This is a genomic window from Streptomyces sp. PsTaAH-137 (assembly GCF_003259365.1).
In the GTDB taxonomy this organism is placed as follows: Bacteria; Actinomycetota; Actinomycetes; order Streptomycetales; family Streptomycetaceae; genus Streptomyces.
Genome location: NZ_QLLY01000005.1, coordinates 225,777 through 243,000, shown reverse-complemented (window position 1 = coordinate 243,000; position 17,224 = coordinate 225,777). Strand labels below are relative to the sequence as shown.

Genomic DNA, 17,224 nt, shown 5'->3' with positions numbered 1-17,224 from the left:
CCCCTCTTCCGGCGCAGATGATAGCCGGGGTGCTCAGGTGTCGAGAGCGGAAAGAAGCCAACTCCGGGACCGCTCGGGGTCGATGACCGTGTCGATCTCCAGCGCGGCGGCCGCGTTCACCGCCCTGCCGTGCTCGTACAGCTCGGCGACGCGCGCCTCGAAGGCCCGCTCCCGCTCGGCCGGGTCGGCGATGGCGGCCAGCTCCCGCCGGTAGCCGAGCCGCACCGCGCCCTCCAGTCCCATGCCGCCGAACTCCCCGCTCGGCCAGGCCGCCGTGGCGACCGGCGCCTGGGTCGAACCGCCCATCATGGCCATGGCGCCGAGCCCGTACGCCTTGCGCAGCACGAGGCAGACCAGCGGCACCGTGAGCCGCGCGCCCGCGACGAAGAGGTCCGCGAACTGCCGTACCGTCGCCGTGCGTTCGGCGTCCGGGCCGACCATGAACCCCGGGGTGTCGCAGAGCGAGAGCACCGGCAGCCCGGACGCCTCGCACTGGCGCAGGAACCGCGCGGCCTTGTCGGCGGCGTCCCGGTCGATCGCCCCGCCGAGGTGGGCCGGGTTGTTGGCGATCAGCCCGAGCGGCCGGCCCTCGACGCGCACCAGCGCCGTGATGATCCCGGCACCGAACCCGCGCCGCAGTTCGAGGACGGACCCCGTGTCGGCGAGCCCGTCGATCGCGGCCCGGATGTCGTAGGCGCGCCGCCGGTTCTCGGGTACGGCATGCCGCAGCATCCGCTGGTCCGGTGCCTCCCAGTCGACCTGGGCGCCCTGGACGTACGAGAGATAGGCGCGGGCCGCGCGCACCGCCTCCGCCTCGTCGGCGACCGGCAGGTCCACCACGCCGTTCGGCACCTGCACCGACAGCGGCCCGATCTCCTCCGGCCGGTACACCCCGAGCCCGCCGCCCTCGATCATGGCGGGGCCGCCCATGCCGATGTTCGCCTCCGGCGTCGCGATCACCACGTCGCAGCAGCCGAGCAGCGCCGCGTTGCCCGCGAAGCAGCGGCCCGACGCGATACCGATCAGCGGCACCCGGCCGCTGAGCCGCGCCATCCGCTGGAACGTCGGCACGTTCAGACCCGCCACGACGGTGGTGTCGGTGTCGCCGGGCCGCCCGCCCCCGCCCTCCGCGAACAGCACGACGGGCAGCCCGCGCTCCTCGGCGATCTGGAGCATCCGGTCGGTCTTGCGGTGGTTGTTGTGGCCCTGGGTCCCGGCGAGCACCGTGTAGTCGTACGACATGACGACGGCGGCCGTGCCGCCGATCCGGGCGGTGCCGGTGACCATGCCGTCGGCGGGCGTCGTGCGGATCAGCTCCTCCAGCGGCCGGCGCTGCCGCTGGGCCGCCACGGCGAGCGCCCCGAACTCGGTGAACGAGCCCGGGTCGCACAGCTCCTCGATGTTCTCGCGGGCGGTGCGCCGCCCGGTCGCGTGCCGCTTGGCGACGGCCTCGGGCCGGTTCTCGTCGAGCCCGAACGCGTGCCGCGCCCGCGCCTGCGCGAGGTCGGGCCGGATCGCGTCGGGGTCGAGGTCGGCCGCCGCCTCCCGCTGCCCGGGCCCGTCCTCCGTTACGTCCAGGAGCACCAGTTCGGCGCCCTCCGTGACGGTGTCCCCGACCTCCGCCCGCACGGCCCGGACGACCCCGGACCGCTCCGCGCGCACGACGTGTTCCATCTTCATCGCTTCCAGGACCAGCAACACCGTTCCGTCCGTGACGAGTTGACCCGGCTCCACCTCGATGGAGGTGACCGTGCCGCTCATCGGCGCCGTGGTCGTGCCCGGCTCCGCGACACCCGTGTCCGGCGGCGGGCCGGCGGGCACCAGCTCGGGCAGATGGCGCTGCACGAAGCCCGTGTCGACACCGCCCGCGGTGAACCCCGGGTGCTCAAGGAGGTTGGCCAGTACGGGAATCGAGGTCCGTACGCCCTCCACCACGAACTCGTCGAGAGCCCGCCCGGCCCGAGCGCACGCGGCCTCGAAACCGCCCCGCGGGGCGTGCGCGACGACCTTCGCGAGCAGCGAGTCGTAGCGCGCCCCGATCTCCGTGCCGGTGCGCGCGGCCGTGTCGACCCGGATCCCAGGGCCCGTCGGCACGTCGTAGCGGGTGATCCGGCCGGCCGACGCCCGCACCGAGCCGTCCGCCTCGGCCACCTCCGCGTTCACCCGCACCTGCACCGCGAACCCGCGGACCGGCGGCGGCACATCGAGCCCGAGAGCGGCGAGGGTGTCGCCCGCGGCGATGCGCAACTGCGCCGCGACGAGATCGACCCCCGTCACCTCCTCCGTCACCGTGTGCTCCACCTGGAGCCGCGGATTGGCCTCCATGAACACGAACTCCTCGCCCTGGACGAGGAATTCGACCGTGCCGAGCCCTTGATAGCGGGCGGCGCGGGCCAGGCCGAGCGCGGCGTCCAGGAGCCGGTCCCGCAGCGCCGGATCGAGCGCGGGCGCCGGAGCGATCTCCACCAGCTTCTGATGGCGGCGCTGCGCGCTGCAGTCCCGCTCCCACAGATGCCCCACCGCGCCCGCGCCGTCCGCCACGATCTGCACCTCGATGTGGCGGGCCCCCTCCCACAGCCGCTCCGCGTACAACTCGTCCCGCCCGAAGCCCTGCCGGGCCTCCGAACGGCAGCGCTCCCAGGCGTCGGGAAGCTCCTCCACGGTCCGCACGACCCGCATCCCGCGGCCGCCGCCCCCGCCCACCGCCTTCACCATCACCGGCCCGTCCGCGAGCAGGGCCCGCGCCTGCTCCAGGGTCGCCGCGCCGTCCGTGCCCGGCAGCACCGGCACCCCGGCCCCGACGGCCAGCGCCCGGGCCCGCGCCTTGTCCCCGAACAGCTCCAGCGCCTGGGGCGACGGCCCGACGAACACGATGCCCGCCTCGCCACACCGCCGGGCCAGCTCCGCCGACTCGCTCAGGAACCCGTACCCCGGATGCAGATACCCGCAGCCCGACCGGCGGGCCGCGGCCACCAGCTCCGCCGCGTCCAGATAGCCGCCCGCGGGCAGCGCCACCACCTCGTCCGCGCGCCGCACATGTGCGTCGTCCCCCGGCTCGTGCACGGCGACCGCGCGCAGCCCGAGATCGGCGGCGGCGCGCAGCACCCGGACGGCGATCTCGCCCCGGTTGGCGACGAGTACAGCGGCAGACCCCATGGGACCCTCCGGAAGGAAGCGGCGTGGACGGGTTCCGTCATGCTCATTGACACTGACGTCAACGTCAATACTCTGGCGCTGTGGCAGCACGCAGACGGCAGGCAGCGCAGGAATGGGCGACCCGCACCGCCCGCGACCGCACGGACGCACCGGCCCGCGGCCGGCTCCTCGACGCGGCGGAGGCGGTGTTCGGGCGGCTCGGGTACGGGCCCGCGACCATCGCCGACATCACCGCGGAGGCCGAGGTGTCACGGGCCGGCTTCTACGTGTACTTCGCGTCGAAGGACGAGGTGTTCCGGGTGCTCGCGCGGCGGGTGCGGGACGCGTTCCTCGCCGCGCAGGACGTGCCGGGCGTCGACACGGACGACGTGGCGGCGGTCGCCGAGGCGTCGACGGCCGCGTTCATCGCCGCCTACGCCCGCCATCTGCCGCTCCTCGTCCTCCTGGAGCAGCAGGCGCGCGGCGACGACGAGGTGCGGGCGCTGTGGGAGGAGATCCGAGAACGGCCGGTGCGCCGCGCCGCCCGCTATGTGCGCCGGGTCGCGGCCGAGGGACGGGCCCGTCCGGTCGTCGACCCGCTCACCCTCTCCCGTGCCGTCGGCGGCATGAGCGTGGAGTTCGCCCGCACGGTGGCGGCGCGCCCGGCCTCGTACGACGCGGCGGTCCGCGACGTCACCACCATGTACCGGCACCTCCTCGGTATCGGAGCCCCCGACCGGCAGTAGCGAACGACAGCAGGGAGCCGCACCTTGTCCACCGGCATACCGACCGACGCGTACCTCGACGACCTCCGGGCCCGCCAGGCGAAGGCGCGCCAGGGGCGCCAGCCCGCCGCCACCGTCCATCCCGCGGGCGAGCTGACCCTGCCCGCCCATGTCGCCCGCTGGGCCGTGCTCCGGCCCGAGCGGCCCGCGCTCGTCGCCGCCGACGAGACCCTCTCGTACCGTGAACTCGACGACCGCGCCGCCCGGTTGGCGGGCTGGCTGACCGCGCGAGGGGTGCGGCCGGGCGACCGCGTCGGCGTCTTCCTGCCCAACGGCGCCCGGTTCGTCGTCGCCCTGCTCGCCGTGCTGCGGCTGGGCGCCGTGCACGTACCGGTGAACCCGATGTTCCGCGCGGCCGAGCTGCGCCACGAACTCCGCGACGCGGGGCCCGAGGTGATCGTCACCCAGGACGCGCTGGTGCCGGTCCTCGACGAGGTGCGGCACGAGACGCCCGTACGGACCGTGCTCGCCGACGCCGACTGGCCCGCCGCGACGGCCCACCCGCGCCACGAGCCGATCGCCGACGACCTCGACGCGCTCGCCGCCCTCAACTACACCGGCGGTACCACCGGTCTGCCCAAGGGCTGCGAGCACACCCAGCGGCACATGGTCTACACGGCCACCGCCATCGACAACGGCCGGATGCCCGACGCCGCGGAGCAGGAGCGCGGCATCGTCTCCGTCTGCTTCCTGCCCGTCTTCTGGATCGCGGGCGAGAACCTCGGCATCCTCGCCCCGCTCGTCTCCGGCGGCACCAGCGTCCTCCTCGCCCGCTGGGACGCCGGCGAGGTGCTGCGCGCCATCGAGACGCACGGCGCGACCACGATGGCCGGCACCGTCGAGAACTACCTGGAACTCCTGGACCACCCCGACCTCGCCCGCCGCGACCTGAGCACCCTCACCGCCCCGCTCACCGTCTCCTTCATCCGCAAGCTCACCCCGGCGCTGCGCGCCCGCTGGAAGGCGGCCGTCGGCGCGCGCAGCGTCCTGCGCGAGGCCTCGTACGGCATGACGGAGACGCACACCAGCGACACCAACACCCTCGGCTTCCAGGACGCCGACCACGACCTGCTGAGCGACCCCGTCTTCTGCGGACTGCCCGTCCCCGGCACGGACTTCATGGTCGTCGACTTCGCCACCGGCACCCCGCTGCCGCTCGGCGAACGCGGCGAGATCGTCGTACGCGGCCCGTCCGTGCTCACCCGCTACTGGCGCGCCCCCGAGGCCACCGAGAGCGCGCTGCGCGACGGCTGGCTGCACACCGGCGACATCGGCGCCCTCGACGAGGAGGGCGCCCTGCACTACCTCGGCCGCGACAAGGACATGATCAAGGTGAAGGGCATGAGCGTCTTCCCCACCGAGGTCGAGACGCTGCTCGCGCACCACCCCGACGTGCTGGCCGCCGCGGTCGTCGCCGTACCCGACGACGCGAGCGGGGAGCGCCCCTACGCGTTCGTGCGCACCGCCCCCGGCTCCCCGCTCACCGGCGGCGAACTGCGGGAATGGGCGGCCGCGACGATGGCCACGTACAAGGTCCCGGCCGTCGTCGAGGTCGTCGCCGAGCTGCCGCTCACGCCCACCGGAAAGATCAGGAAGACGGAGCTGACCGCTCGAGCCAGTCGTACGCGGCCCGCGCCGTGAACTCCTCCTGACCGCCCTTGAAGAGCAGGTCCGCAGCGGTGAACGCCGGATCGTCCGCCTGCGCCGCCACGTACGGCAGCGCGATGCAGCGCATGCCCGCCGCGTGCGCGGCGCGGGCGCCCGGCGCCGCGTCCTCCAGGACGACGCAGCACGCGGGAGCCACGTCCAGGCGGCGGGCCGCCTCCAGGAACACGTCGGGCGCGGGCTTGCCGTGCGGCACCTCGTCCGCCGAGACGTAGCGCGACAGCTGCGCGCCGAGACCGGTGCCGGTGAGGATCGCCTCGATGGCCTCGGGCGACGAACCCGACGCCACGATCATGGGCGCGCCGGCCGCGTGCAGCCGCTCCACGAACAGCCGCATCTGCGGGAAGACATGGGTGTCGGCGCGGGCGAGGTCGAGATAGCGGGCGTTGAGGTCGTCGAGCATCTCGGACGCGGGCGCCTCGATGCCGTACCGCCGCTTCCACAGGCCGATCGTCTCCAGGGTGGAGATGCCGACGTACGCCTCGTTGTCCGCCCATGTGTAGTCGGTGATGCCGTAGCGGGCCAGGGTGCCGAGGGTCGCCCGGTAGTAGTTGGGCTCGCTGTCGACGAGCGTGCCGTCGAGGTCGAAGACGACGGCGGTGCCACCGAGGGGGCGGATGAGGTCGTTCATACCTTCCAGCATGCAGGAAAGCGGTCCCGGCCGATCACCTGCGGTCCGCTGCCGCCGCCCTGCCGACCGCCTCGACCAGCGGCAGCAGCCGGTACGGGACCCGCTCGCGCAGCGCCACCTCGGTGCGGGTGCGGACCACGCCGGGCAGCCGGTTGAGCTGCTGCACGACGTCCTCCAGGTGCGCGGCGTCCCGGGCGGCGACCCGGGCCAGGAGGTCGCCGCCGCCGGTGATCGAGTGCGCCTCGATGATCTCCGGGACACCGGCCAGGCCGTCGGCGACATCGGCCAGGTGGCCCTGGGTCACCTCGATGTGCACGAAGGCGAGCACCGGGTGGCCGAGCGCGGCGGGGGAGAGGGCCGGGGCGGCGCCCGTGATCACACCGTCCCGCTCCAGCCGGTCCAGCCGGGCCTGGAGGGTGCCGCGGGCCACCCCGAGGATCCGGGCGTACTCCCGGACGCTGGTGCGCGGCTGCTCCAGGAGGAGCCGCAGGATACGGGTGTCGAGCTGGTCCACGGCCATCGGCGGCGAGCTCCTTCGGGCGGTCCGGACGATCAAGGCCGACTGTACCAATGGCCGGTGCACCGCACCTTTCCACCGCCGTGTGGCCGGGGCTTGACTGTAGGGGCGGGCCAATGGCCGCGTGCCGCCCTCCCGCGGGATCACGGGGTGCCCGCGCGTTCACCGCTCTTCGGCGTCCGCCGTCTTCTACCTTGTCCGGATGAATCAGCACTCCACGGACCCGTCGTCCGTGTCCCTGCCGTCCGCCGTCCCGACTCGCGAGGCCGCCGACTGGTGGCGGGACGCGGTGATCTACCAGGTGTATCCGCGCAGTTTCGCCGACAGTGACGCCGACGGCACGGGTGACCTGGAGGGCATCCGGCGCCGTCTGCCGTACCTGAAGGACCTCGGTGTGGACGCGGTCTGGCTGTCGCCGTTCTATGCGTCGCCGCAGGCGGACGGTGGTTACGACGTCGCGGACTACCGGGCCGTCGATCCGATGTACGGGACTTTGCTCGATGCCGATGCGGTGATCCGGGACGCGCACGCGCTGGGTCAGCGGATCATCGTGGACCTGGTGCCGAACCATTCCTCGGACCAGCACGAGTGGTTCAAGCGGGCGGTCGCGGAGGGGCCGGGTTCGCCGCTGCGGGAGCGCTATCACTTCCGTGCGGGCAAGGGTGAGAGTGGTGAACTGCCGCCGAACGACTGGGAGTCCGTCTTCGGCGGCCCGGCGTGGACGCGGCTTGCGGACGGGGAGTGGTATCTGCATCTGTTCGCGCCGGAGCAGCCGGACTTCAACTGGGAGCACCCGGCGGTCGCGGACGAGTTCCGGTCGATCCTCAGGTTCTGGCTCGACATGGGCGTCGACGGCTTCCGGATCGACGTGGCGCACGGCCTGGTGAAGGAGGAGGGACTGCCGGATCTCGGCGGTGGCGGCGACCAGTTGAAGCTGCTGGGCAACGATGTCATGCCGTTCTTCGACCAGGACGGTGTGCACGCGATCTACCGTTCCTGGCGCACGGTCCTGGACGAGTACGACGGCGAGCGGATCTTCGTCGCGGAGGCGTGGACGCCGACCGTCGAGCGCACGGCCAACTACGTCCGGCCCGACGAACTTCACCAGGCCTTCAACTTCCAGTATCTCAGCACGTATTGGGACGCGGACGAACTGCGCGCCACCATCGACCGCTCCCTCGACGCGATGCGGTCCGTCGGTGCTCCCACCACCTGGGTGCTGTCGAACCACGACGTGACGCGGCACGCGACGCGGTACGCGAATCCGCCGGGTCTGGGTACGCAGATCAGGACGCCGGGCGATCGGGAGCTGGGGCTGCGGCGGGCCCGCGCGGCCACGCTGCTGATGCTGGCGCTGCCGGGGTCCGCGTACATCTACCAGGGCGAGGAACTGGGCTTGCCGGACGTCACGGACCTGCCCGACGAGGTCCGCCAGGACCCGTCCTTCTTCCGTGCCCAGGGCCAGGACGGCTTCCGCGACGGCTGCCGGGTGCCGATCCCGTGGACGCGGACCGGAACCTCGTACGGCTTCGGGGAAGGTGGCAGCTGGCTGCCGCAGCCCGACAGCTGGGGCGAGCTGAGCGTGGAGGCGCAGACCGGGCAGAAGGGCTCCACGCTGGAGCTGTACCGGACGGCGCTGACCGTGCGGCGCGAGCAGGCCGGGCTCGGCGCGGGCTCCGAGGTGACGTGGCGGGAGGACGCGCCCGTTGGGGTGCTGCACTTCGAGCGTCCCGGGTTCGCCTGCACCGTCAACACCACCGGTGCCGCCGTGCGTATCCCCGCGCCCGGCACCGTGCTGCTCGCCTCCGGCCCGGTCACCGTCGACGACGGCACGATCGAACTGCCCGCCGACTGCACGGTCTGGTGGAAGACGGACTGAGCCCACCGGCGCACACCGCGCCTTGACCCTGACACCGTGTGAGCCAGTGGAGTGGAGCCATCATGTTCACCATCGGAGACTTCGCCCGCCACGGCCGCGTCTCGGTCCGCATGCTGCGCCACTACGACGCACTGGGACTGCTGCGCCCGGCCCGGGTCGACCCTGCCACCGGCTACCGCCACTACTCCGCCGCCCAGCTGGCCCGGCTCAACCGCATCATCGCGCTGAAAGACCTCGGCCTCACCCTTCAGCAGGTCGGGGAGATCCTCGACGAGAAGGTCGACGCCGGGGAACTGCGCGCCATGCTGCGGCTGCGCCGCGCCGACCTGGAGGCGGAGATGGCGGCGGCCGCGGCCCGGCTGACCCAGGTGGAGGCGCGGCTCCGGTCCATCGAGAGCGAGGGACACATGTCCACCGAAGACGTCGTCGTCAAGCACCTGCCCCGGGTACGCGTGGCCGAACTCACCGCCGTGGCAACCGACTTCGAGCCGCCCAGCATCAGCGCCGTGATCCAGCCGCTGTACGACGAACTGTTCCGCCGGCTCGACGCGGCCGGAATCCGGCCGACCGGACCCGGCATCGCCCGCTATGAGGACGCGCCCGGCGGCGGCATCGTCGTCCACGCGGGCGTCGAGGTGTCCGCCGCGCCCCGCGAGGACGACGGTCTGCGCATCCTCGACCTGCCGCCCGTGGAGCGCGCCGCGACCCTCGTGCACCGTGGCGCGATGGAAGCCGTGCTGCCCGCGGTGCAGAACCTCGCCCACTGGATCGACGCCCACGGCCACCGCTCGGCCGGCTACCCGCGGGAGATCAACCTGGAGTGCCCGGCCGACCGCGACGCGTGGGTGACCGAACTCCAGGAGCCGCTGCGATAGCACCCCGTCGAAAGCACTTCACGTAATTAGACAGCCCGGACTGCGCAGCCTGAGTTGCACAGTCTGGGCTGTCGATTTACGGTGGAGGCATGACCGAGAAGGAAGAACCCTCCGAGGCCGCCGTGCAGGCGGCCGCCGAGGTGTGGGTCGTGGTCGGACGGCTCCGTCGCAAGCTCCAGTCCCTGATCGGGGACGTGGAGGGAGGCAGTGACCTCTCTCCGGCGCAGGCGTCCGTCCTGGCCCGCCTCGACAAGATCGGACCCTCCTCCGCGAGCGAGCTCGCCGCGGTCGAGGGGGTGCGGCCGCAGTCCATGGCCAAGACCGTGATCGCCCTGGAGGAGGCCGGACTCGTCGCACGGCACCCCGACCCCGACGACGGACGCCGCCAGCTCGTCACGCTCACCGGGCCCGGCCTGGAGCGGCGCCAGGACGACCGGGAGGCCCGCCGCGTCTGGCTCGCCCGTGCTCTGGACGAGCACGGCACCGAGGAGCAGGTGCGCGCGGTGATCACCGCCATGCGGCTCCTCGACGAGGTGGCGCAGGCGTGAGCGGTATAGCCGAGCGCATCCGCCGGGCCAGGACCGGCGACCCCGGCGGCTTCGACCGCCGCCTCGTCGCGCCGATGATCCTGGGCACGATCCTGAACCCGATCAACTCCTCGATGCTCGCGGTGGCGCTGGTCCCGATCGGCCACGCCTTCGGCGTTCCGCCGTCGCAGACCGCGTGGCTCGTCTCGGGGCTCTATCTCGCCACGGCCGTCGGCCAGCCGGTCATCGGCCGCCTCGTCGACGCGTTCGGGCCGCGCCCGCTCTACCTGATCGGAACGGCCCTCGTCGGCGCCGCCGGACTGCTCGGCACCCTCGCGCCGAGCCTGTGGGTGCTCGTCCTGTCCCGGGTCCTGCTCGGCTTCGGCACCTCCGCCGCGTACCCGGCGTCGATGTCCCTGCTGCGCACCGAGTCGGAGCGCACCGGGCTGCGCAGCCCCAGCGGCATCCTCGCCGCGCTCACCGCCTCCGGGCAGGTCATCGCCGTCGTCGGGCCCACCCTCGGCGGGGTCCTGATCGGCCTCGGCAGCTGGCACCTGATCTTCGCCATCAACGTGCCGCTGTCCCTGATCTGCCTGTTCCTGGGATTCCGCCGGCTGCCCAAGGGCGCGCCGAAGGGCGCGCCCGGGCGCACGGACGTGCCCGGCATGCTGCTGTTCGCCGCCGCACTCACCGCGTTCATGCTGTTCCTGATGGAGCCGGGCCTCGCGCACTGGTACCTGCCCGCGCTCGGCGTCGCCGCCGGCGCCTGGTTCGTCCGCCGCGAGCACGGCACCGCCGAACCCTTCATCGACCTGCACGTCCTGCGCGGCAACCGCCCGCTCCTGGCCACCTACGGCCGCCAGCTCCTCGCGTACACCACCTCGTACGCCTTCCTGTACGGCTACGGGCAGTGGCTCCAGGAAGGGCGCGGGCTGAGCGCCTCGCAGGCCGGACTGCTCCTGCTGCCGATGTCCGCCATGGGGGTCGCCGTCACCGTCCTCACCGGGCGCCGCCGCGAGGTCCGCGGCAAGCTCGCCGTCGGAGCCGTCGTCCAACTCGTCGGCTGCGTCGCCCTGCTGCCGCTCGGGGCCGACAGCCCCGTCTGGCTCCTGGCCGTCGTCGGCCTGCTCTTCGGCGTCCCGCAAGGGCTCATCGGGCTCGCCAACCAGAACGCCCTGTACGCCCAGGCGGACCCGGCCCGCATGGGCTCGTCGTCCGGGCTGCTGCGCACCTTCACCTACCTCGGCGCCCTGCTCGCCTCCGCCGCCAACGCCGCGTTCTTCCGCGACGGCGCCACCAGTGCCGGGCTGCACAGCATGGCCTGGATGCTGATCGGCGTGGCCGCGCTGTGCCTGGCGGCGAGCGTCGCCGACCGCTCGCTCGCCCGCGTCGGCCGCGACATCTGAGACCTCCGCGACCTCAATCCAGCATCAACCCCCGCTACACGAAAGCGAGTTCAGCATGCCCCTCACCACGCTCGACCCCCGCACCGCCCTCATCGTGGTCGACCTCCAGAACGGAGTCGTCGGCATCCCCGGCGCCCCGTACGCCACGTCCGACGTCGTGGAGCGCAATGTGCGGCTCGCCGACGCCTTCCGCGCCGCGGGCCTCCCGGTCGTCCTCGTCCGCGTCTCCTTCGCCGCCGACGGCGGCGACGTGGTCCCGGGCCGCACCGAGCGCGCCCCGCGCACCACGAACCCGCCCGCCGGATGGGACCAGATCACCGACGTGCTCGCCGGGCACCCCGAGGACATCACCGTCACCAAGCGGAACTGGTCCGCCTTCTACGGCACCGACCTCGATCTGCACCTGCGCCGCCGCGGCGTCACCCAGGTCGTCGTGACCGGCGTCGCCACCAGCATCGGCGTGGACTCCACCGCCCGTGCCGCCCACGAGCACGGCTACCACGTCACCCTCCCCACGGACGCCATGACCGACATGGACGCCGAGGCGCACCGCAACAGCGTCGAGCGGATCTTCCCGCGCCTGGGAGAAACCGGGACGACCGAGGATGTCCTGAAGCTCCTCGGCACCGCTTAATCCTTGGGTGATCACACACGCAAGACCCGTGCAGTATGGCGTTTTTCACCAAGTGATCACCGACCGGAATCCATTGACCTGCTGAAATCCCCACCCGTAACGTCCACTCCGCAGCGACGGAAGATTTATTTCGTATAGCGGAACGGGAGGGGTCTTCGATGGCCACTGCTGAGCAACGGACCCCGCCCTCGGCCTCGGAGCCCCTGACGGCGGCGGGTGTGGACATCAGCCCCCGCCTCTACCACCAGGATCTGGCCCCGACCAAGACGCAGGGCCGCAGCTGGGGCGCGTACAACGTCTTCACCCTCTGGGGCAACGACGTGCACAGCCTCGGCAACTACGCCTTCGCCATCGGGCTCTTCGCGCTCGGCATGAGCGTGTGGGACATCCTCATCGCGTTCGCCATCGCCTCGGTGCTGCTGTTCGCGCTGCTCACCCTCTCCGGACGGATGGGACACCGCACCGGTGTCCCGTTCCCGGTGATGAGCCGGATCGCCTTCGGCGTGCGCGGCTCCCAACTGCCCGCCGTGGTCAGAGGAGCCGTCGCCATCGCCTGGTTCGGCATCCAGACCTACCTCGCCTCCCAGGTGCTGCGCACCCTCCTCAAGGCGCTCTGGCCGGGCGTGGCGTCGTACGACACGAACTCCTTCCTCGGCCTGTCCACGCTCGGCTGGATCTCCTTCCTGATCCTGTGGCTGGTGCAGGTCCTCATCGTCAGCTTCGGGATGCAGGTCATCCGCCGCTACATGGCGATCGCCGCGCCCACCGTCCTCGTCACGATGCTGGCGCTCGCCGTGTGGATGTTCGTCAAGGCCGACGGGTCGATCGCGCTCAGCGGCGACACCCACTTCACCGGCGGCGCCCAGTGGCTGCACATCTTCGAGGCCGCCGCGCTGTGGGTCGTCGTCTACGGCACGTTCGTCCTCAACTTCTGCGACTTCACCCGCTCCGCGACCTCCCAGCGGGCCATCGTGCGCGGCAACCTCATCGGCATCCCCGTGAACATGCTGTTCTTCGCGGCCATCGCCGCCGTGCTCAGCGGCGCCCAGTTCCGCCTCGACGGCGAGGTCATCACCAGCCCCACCGACATCGTGCGGACCATCCCCAGCACGGCCCTGCTCGCCCTGGCCTGCCTCGCCCTGCTGATGCTGACGGTCGCGGTGAACCTCCTCGCCAACTTCGTCGCCCCGGTCTACATGCTGGTCAACCTGTTCCCTCAGCGGCTCAACTTCCGCAGGGCGGGCCTCGTCAGCGCCGTCGTCGGCCTCGTCATCCTGCCGTGGAACCTGTACGACAGCCCGGTCGCCGTCACCTACTTCCTCGGCGGCCTCGGCGCCCTCCTCGGCCCCGTCTTCGGCGTCGTCATGGCCGACTACTGGCTGCTGCGCAAGGCCCAGATCAACGTCCCGCACCTCTACACCGAGGACCCGGCCGGCACCTACCACTACACGCGCGGCGTCAACCCGAAGGCCATCGGCGCCTTCGTCCCCGCCGCCGGATGCGCCGTGATCGTCGCCCTCGTCCCCTACTTCTCCGGCATCGCGGGCTTCTCCTGGTTCATCGGCGCGCTGCTCGCCGCCGGGCTCTACTGGCTCCTGAGCGACCGCACGCAGACCTACGACCACGTCGACGGCGAACCGATCGCCGTCGCCGCCGAATGACCGCCGCCTCCCGGCGACTTCCTGGAGAACCCGCATGCGCATCCTCGTAGTGAACGTCAACACCACCGCAACGATGACGGAGAGCATCGGCCGGCAGGCCGCGGCCGTCGCCGCCCCCGGTACCGAGATCGTCCCGCTCACCCCGGACTTCGGCGCCGAGTCCTGCGAGGGCAACTACGAGAGCTACCTCGCCGCCGTCGCCGTCATGGAGAAGGTGCGCGCCTACCGGGAGCCGTACGACGCCGTCATCCAGGCCGGCTACGGCGAGCACGGCCGCGAGGGACTCCAGGAACTCCTCGACGTGCCCGTCGTCGACATCACCGAGGCCGCCGCGAGCACCGCCCAGTTCCTCGGCCACAAGTACTCCGTCGTCACCACCCTCGACCGGGCCGTGCCGCTCATCGAGGACCGCCTCAAGCTGGCGGGCCTCACCGACCGGCTCGCCTCGGTGCGCGCCAGCGGGCTGCCCGTGCTCGCCCTGGAGGCCGACCCGGACGCCGCCGTCGCCGCGATCGTCGAACAGGCCGCCGCAGCGGTCGAGTCGGACCGCGCCGAGGTCATCTGCCTGGGCTGCGGCGGCATGGCGGGCCTGACGGAACAGGTCGTCGCCCGCACCGGCGTCCCCGTCGTCGACGGGGTGGCCGCCGCCGTCACCATCGCCGAGTCCCTGGTGCGGCTCGGCCTCACCACGTCGAAGGTGCGCACCTACGCGCCGCCGCGCCCCAAGCAGATCCGCAACTGGCCGCCTCTCGCGCAGTAATGACGCTGCGTCAGACCTGATCCGCCCGGTCCGCCGGGGGCCGGTGCGGGGTGTGGCCCCGACCGAGGAGTTCGGCCAGACCCTGCCGGGTCGCGGCGATGACGACGCGGTCGCGCGGGTCGAGGACATGGCCGGGGTGCAGGTTCCACACCAGGCCGGTGGGGCGCGGCGCGCTCTCGTCGTCCTCGGGGCCCGCGGACAGATCGGGGCGGCGCTCCGCCGGCTCCGTGGCGTCCAGCGCGATCACCCGCCAGTACCCGGGCCGGAACGATTCGGCGATGGTGCGCCCCTCCAGCTGCGGATGCCCCGCCACCTCCAGGGCCGCGAACAGCAGCACGCTCCGCTCGACCGGGACGGCGCCGAGGACCTGACGGCCCATCATGGCGCTGGCGAACGACGGCGCGGCCAGCGTGGACACGCTGCGGCTGCGGGTCAGGGCGCGGGGATGCGCGGCCCGCAGCGTGCGGTAGACGGCGGCGGCGAACGCGTCGTCGTACAGCCGCAGCACCACCCGCAGATCGGGCTTGAGCGAGCGGGCGGACAGCGCCGCCTCCAGGTTCGTCGTGTCGACGCTGGTCAGGGCGAGCAGCGCGGCCGCGCGATGGATCTTCGCGGCCTCCAGGACCCCGTCCGACGCCGCGTCACCGATGACCGTGGGCACCCGCATGCTGCGGGCCAGCGGAATCCCGCGCGCCTCCGGATCCGCCTCCACGCACACCACGGGGATGTCGAGCTCACCGAGCCGCGACAGCACGCGGGTGCCGACCTTGCCCAGGCCCAGCAGCACGATGTGCCCCGACAGACCGCGCGGCGGACGGCGCAGCGCGGCGGAGGTACGGAACGTGCCGAGCGCCTCCAGGACGGCGGCCAGCAGCACCGGCAGCAGCAGCAACCCCGCGAGCCCGGTGAGGAGTTGCAGGACCTTGCGGGCCGTCGGCTCGCCGATGGCCGGGTCGTCGATGGCGAACAGGTCGAGCAGGGTGAGATAGCCGGCGTGCAGCGGGTGCATGTCGCCGGTGGCCCAGGTGGCGATCGCCAGACCGAGCACGCTGGCCGTCAGGCCGAACAGCGACCAGCGCAGCCGCCGCGAGAAGAACGAGCCGAGCGGCATACCACGAGTGGCCGACGACCAGCTCTGCGCGGTCCGTTCGGCGGGCGTGATCGTCTCCAGGACGACGGTGCCGCGCCCGGTCGCGGCGGCCACGTCGGCGTCGTCGGGCAGCAGCCGCGGCCCGTCCCGGCCGTCGTCGGAGTCCGAACCCTCCGATCCCGCCGGGTCGTTGGTGGTCGCCGACAGCAGGGCGAGCGTGGCGAGCCCCGGCGCGGGCACCTGGCCCGGGCCCGGTGGATTGCGCTCGACGGCGCGCAGCAGCAGCCCGTCGGCCTGCACGACCTTGCTGGTCCCCGCGACGGCGGTGGCCGCGAGCGCCGGTGCGGCCGTGTCGGCGTCGGACAGCACCGTGGTCGAGTTGTCCACGGACCCCGGGGCGAGGCCCGGCGTGGACAGCGCCGCGGCCTGGTCGAGCAGATCGGAGAGATGGCGGCCCAGGCTGCGGTTGTAGAGCCGGATCACCAGGCGCAACTGCGGGTTGAGGCGGCGGGCCACCAGCGCGGCCCGGATGTTGATCTCGTCGTCGTCGTGCACGAGCGCAAGGGCCCGCGCCTCGCTCACCCCGGCGTCCGCGAAGGCCTGTTCGTCGAGCACCGCCGCCTGCTGGACGCGCGGGGGCCCCGCCGGTTCGTTCTGATCGGGCGTGCGGCCGAGCACCGACTGCATCCGGGCGAGCAGCGCGGAGGCGCGGGCCCGGGCCGCCGGGGCGACGCGCCCGACGATGTCGCCCGGAGCACCGGGGACGACCACGGTGACCTGCTCCCCGTACAGCTTGCGCAACTCGGCGGCGAGCCGCTCCGCCAGCGCGTCGTCACCGCACACGATCATGTGGCCCCGGGACTGCGGGGCGGGAGGGTGCTGCGGGTTCTGTGCGTTCTGTGCAGACCGTGGGGGAGAGGGAGGCTGGTGGGGCACCGTGTTCATGGGTTCAGTCAACCCGCTCAAGGTCCACGAGGGCCGACGTTTCCGAGGACCCGATGCCCGAACCCTTCCCTGAGCACGCCCGATCGGTCACGATGATCTCCCATGACGACGATCCGGACAGCCGCCGATCAGGTCGCCGACGCCCTGCCCTCCCGTACCCGCTGGGGATTCGCCCTCGTGGCCCTCGACGGGACGGGAGGCTCGGGCAAGTCGACCCTGGCCGCCGCTCTCACCGAGCGATGCGGCGCCGCCGTCGTGCACGGCGACGACTTCTACCGGCCGATGGACCAGGCGGAACGGGCCGCGCTCAGCCCCGAGGAGGGCTGCGACCGCTACTTCGACTGGCAGCGGCTGCGCGACGAGGTGCTGCTCCCGCTCGCCTCGGGCCTCCCCGCACGGTACGGCCGCTACGACTGGGGGACCGGCGCACTCGCCCCCGACGAGACGCACACCGTTGCCCGATCGGGCATCGTCGTGGTCGAGGGCGTCTACGCGGCACGCCCCGAACTCGCCGGTTTCTACGACCTCCTGGTGTACGTCGACACCCCGCCCGAGGAGTCCATGCGGCGACTGCGCGAGCGGGGCCACGACCACGGGCCCCTCGACTGGGAGGCCCGCTGGCGGGCGGCGGAGGAGCACTACGTGACCACCACCCGCCCGCGCGAGCGCGCCGACCTCGTCGTCGCCGGGTACTGAACGCCCGTACCGGTACGA

At 72.7% G+C, this 17,224-nt stretch carries 14 protein-coding genes; 10 read left to right on the top strand and 4 right to left on the bottom strand.

Going from position 1 to position 17,224, the window contains the following annotated elements; genetic code table 11:
- Positions 1 to 33: 33 nt before the first annotated feature.
- Complete coding sequence (locus tag K377_RS12900) at positions 34 to 3,156, bottom strand: carboxyl transferase domain-containing protein (protein ID WP_111663425.1); 3,123 nt, start codon at positions 3,154 to 3,156, stop codon at positions 34 to 36.
- 80 nt (positions 3,157 to 3,236) lie between these two features.
- Here K377_RS12900 and K377_RS12895 point away from each other — a divergent pair, with 80 nt between their 5' ends.
- Together K377_RS12895 and K377_RS12890 are read left to right on the top strand one after the other, a co-directional pair.
- Positions 3,237 to 3,881 (top strand): TetR/AcrR family transcriptional regulator, encoded by a 645-nt coding sequence (locus tag K377_RS12895; protein ID WP_111663424.1) that lies wholly within the window; start codon positions 3,237 to 3,239, stop codon positions 3,879 to 3,881.
- Between the two features lie 24 nt (positions 3,882 to 3,905).
- A complete protein-coding gene (locus K377_RS12890; RefSeq protein WP_111663423.1) occupies positions 3,906 to 5,561 on the top strand; it encodes an AMP-binding protein in 1,656 nt (551 codons plus the stop codon).
- Here K377_RS12890 and K377_RS12885 read toward each other — a convergent pair.
- Positions 5,509 to 6,216, bottom strand: a complete 708-nt coding sequence (locus K377_RS12885; RefSeq protein WP_111663422.1) for an HAD family phosphatase — start codon at positions 6,214 to 6,216, stop codon at positions 5,509 to 5,511. The two genes, K377_RS12890 and K377_RS12885, sit on opposite strands and share 53 nt — an antisense overlap.
- 34 nt (positions 6,217 to 6,250) lie before the next feature.
- The gene (locus tag K377_RS12880; RefSeq protein ID WP_111663421.1) at positions 6,251 to 6,736 is read right to left on the bottom strand and encodes an Lrp/AsnC family transcriptional regulator; all 486 of its coding nucleotides are present in this window, start codon (positions 6,734 to 6,736) and stop codon (positions 6,251 to 6,253) included.
- 199 nt (positions 6,737 to 6,935) lie between these two features.
- On the opposite strand from K377_RS12880, the gene K377_RS12875 reads away from it, so the two are divergent.
- From K377_RS12875 to K377_RS12845, 7 genes are all read left to right on the top strand, one after another.
- A complete protein-coding gene (locus K377_RS12875) occupies positions 6,936 to 8,612 on the top strand; it encodes a glycoside hydrolase family 13 protein (RefSeq protein WP_111663420.1) in 1,677 nt (558 codons plus the stop codon).
- A gap of 62 nt (positions 8,613 to 8,674) precedes the next feature.
- The gene (locus K377_RS12870) at positions 8,675 to 9,487 is read left to right on the top strand and encodes a MerR family transcriptional regulator (RefSeq protein WP_111663419.1); all 813 of its coding nucleotides are present in this window, start codon (positions 8,675 to 8,677) and stop codon (positions 9,485 to 9,487) included.
- 89 nt (positions 9,488 to 9,576) lie between these two features.
- Complete coding sequence (locus K377_RS12865) at positions 9,577 to 10,035, top strand: MarR family winged helix-turn-helix transcriptional regulator (protein WP_111663418.1); 459 nt, start codon at positions 9,577 to 9,579, stop codon at positions 10,033 to 10,035.
- A gap of 74 nt (positions 10,036 to 10,109) precedes the next feature.
- On the top strand, positions 10,110 to 11,420 hold the full coding sequence (locus tag K377_RS12860) for an MFS transporter (RefSeq protein ID WP_111663713.1): 1,311 nt from the start codon (positions 10,110 to 10,112) through the stop codon (positions 11,418 to 11,420).
- Positions 11,421 to 11,475: 55 nt separating this feature from the next.
- Entirely contained in the window at positions 11,476 to 12,054 is a 579-nt protein-coding gene (locus K377_RS12855; RefSeq protein WP_111663417.1) for an isochorismatase family protein, read from the top strand.
- Positions 12,055 to 12,212: 158 nt separating this feature from the next.
- Positions 12,213 to 13,715, top strand: coding sequence for an NCS1 family nucleobase:cation symporter-1 (locus K377_RS12850; RefSeq protein WP_202455908.1), 1,503 nt, complete (start codon positions 12,213 to 12,215; stop codon positions 13,713 to 13,715).
- Positions 13,716 to 13,749: 34 nt separating this feature from the next.
- Positions 13,750 to 14,475, top strand: a complete 726-nt coding sequence (locus K377_RS12845) for an aspartate/glutamate racemase family protein (protein WP_111663415.1) — start codon at positions 13,750 to 13,752, stop codon at positions 14,473 to 14,475.
- Between the two features lie 10 nt (positions 14,476 to 14,485).
- Here the strand turns inward: K377_RS12845 and K377_RS12840 are convergent, their stop codons facing one another.
- Positions 14,486 to 16,414, bottom strand: a complete 1,929-nt coding sequence (locus K377_RS12840; RefSeq protein ID WP_111663414.1) for a TrkA family potassium uptake protein — start codon at positions 16,412 to 16,414, stop codon at positions 14,486 to 14,488.
- Between the two features lie 198 nt (positions 16,415 to 16,612).
- On the opposite strand from K377_RS12840, the gene K377_RS12835 reads away from it, so the two are divergent.
- Positions 16,613 to 17,206 (top strand): uridine kinase, encoded by a 594-nt coding sequence (locus K377_RS12835; protein ID WP_111663413.1) that lies wholly within the window; start codon positions 16,613 to 16,615, stop codon positions 17,204 to 17,206.
- The last annotated feature ends 18 nt before the right edge of the window (positions 17,207 to 17,224 follow it).

Excerpts from the sequence above, each read along its gene's own strand:
- K377_RS12875 (WP_111663420.1), top strand. The coding sequence starts at position 6,936 with ATGAATCAGCACTCCACGGACCCGTCGTCCGTGTCCCTGCCGTCCGCC.
- K377_RS12880 (WP_111663421.1), bottom strand. The coding sequence starts at position 6,736 with ATGGCCGTGGACCAGCTCGACACCCGTATCCTGCGGCTCCTCCTGGAG.
- K377_RS12885 (WP_111663422.1), bottom strand. The coding sequence starts at position 6,216 with ATGAACGACCTCATCCGCCCCCTCGGTGGCACCGCCGTCGTCTTCGAC.
- K377_RS12845 (WP_111663415.1), top strand. The coding sequence starts at position 13,750 with ATGCGCATCCTCGTAGTGAACGTCAACACCACCGCAACGATGACGGAG.
- K377_RS12835 (WP_111663413.1), top strand. The coding sequence starts at position 16,613 with ATGACGACGATCCGGACAGCCGCCGATCAGGTCGCCGACGCCCTGCCC.
- K377_RS12860 (WP_111663713.1), top strand. The coding sequence starts at position 10,110 with ATGATCCTGGGCACGATCCTGAACCCGATCAACTCCTCGATGCTCGCG.
- K377_RS12900 (WP_111663425.1), bottom strand. The coding sequence starts at position 3,156 with ATGGGGTCTGCCGCTGTACTCGTCGCCAACCGGGGCGAGATCGCCGTC.
- K377_RS12840 (WP_111663414.1), bottom strand. The coding sequence starts at position 16,414 with ATGATCGTGTGCGGTGACGACGCGCTGGCGGAGCGGCTCGCCGCCGAG.
- K377_RS12870 (WP_111663419.1), top strand. The coding sequence starts at position 8,675 with ATGTTCACCATCGGAGACTTCGCCCGCCACGGCCGCGTCTCGGTCCGC.
- K377_RS12855 (WP_111663417.1), top strand. The coding sequence starts at position 11,476 with ATGCCCCTCACCACGCTCGACCCCCGCACCGCCCTCATCGTGGTCGAC.
- K377_RS12850 (WP_202455908.1), top strand. The coding sequence starts at position 12,213 with ATGGCCACTGCTGAGCAACGGACCCCGCCCTCGGCCTCGGAGCCCCTG.
- K377_RS12865 (WP_111663418.1), top strand. The coding sequence starts at position 9,577 with ATGACCGAGAAGGAAGAACCCTCCGAGGCCGCCGTGCAGGCGGCCGCC.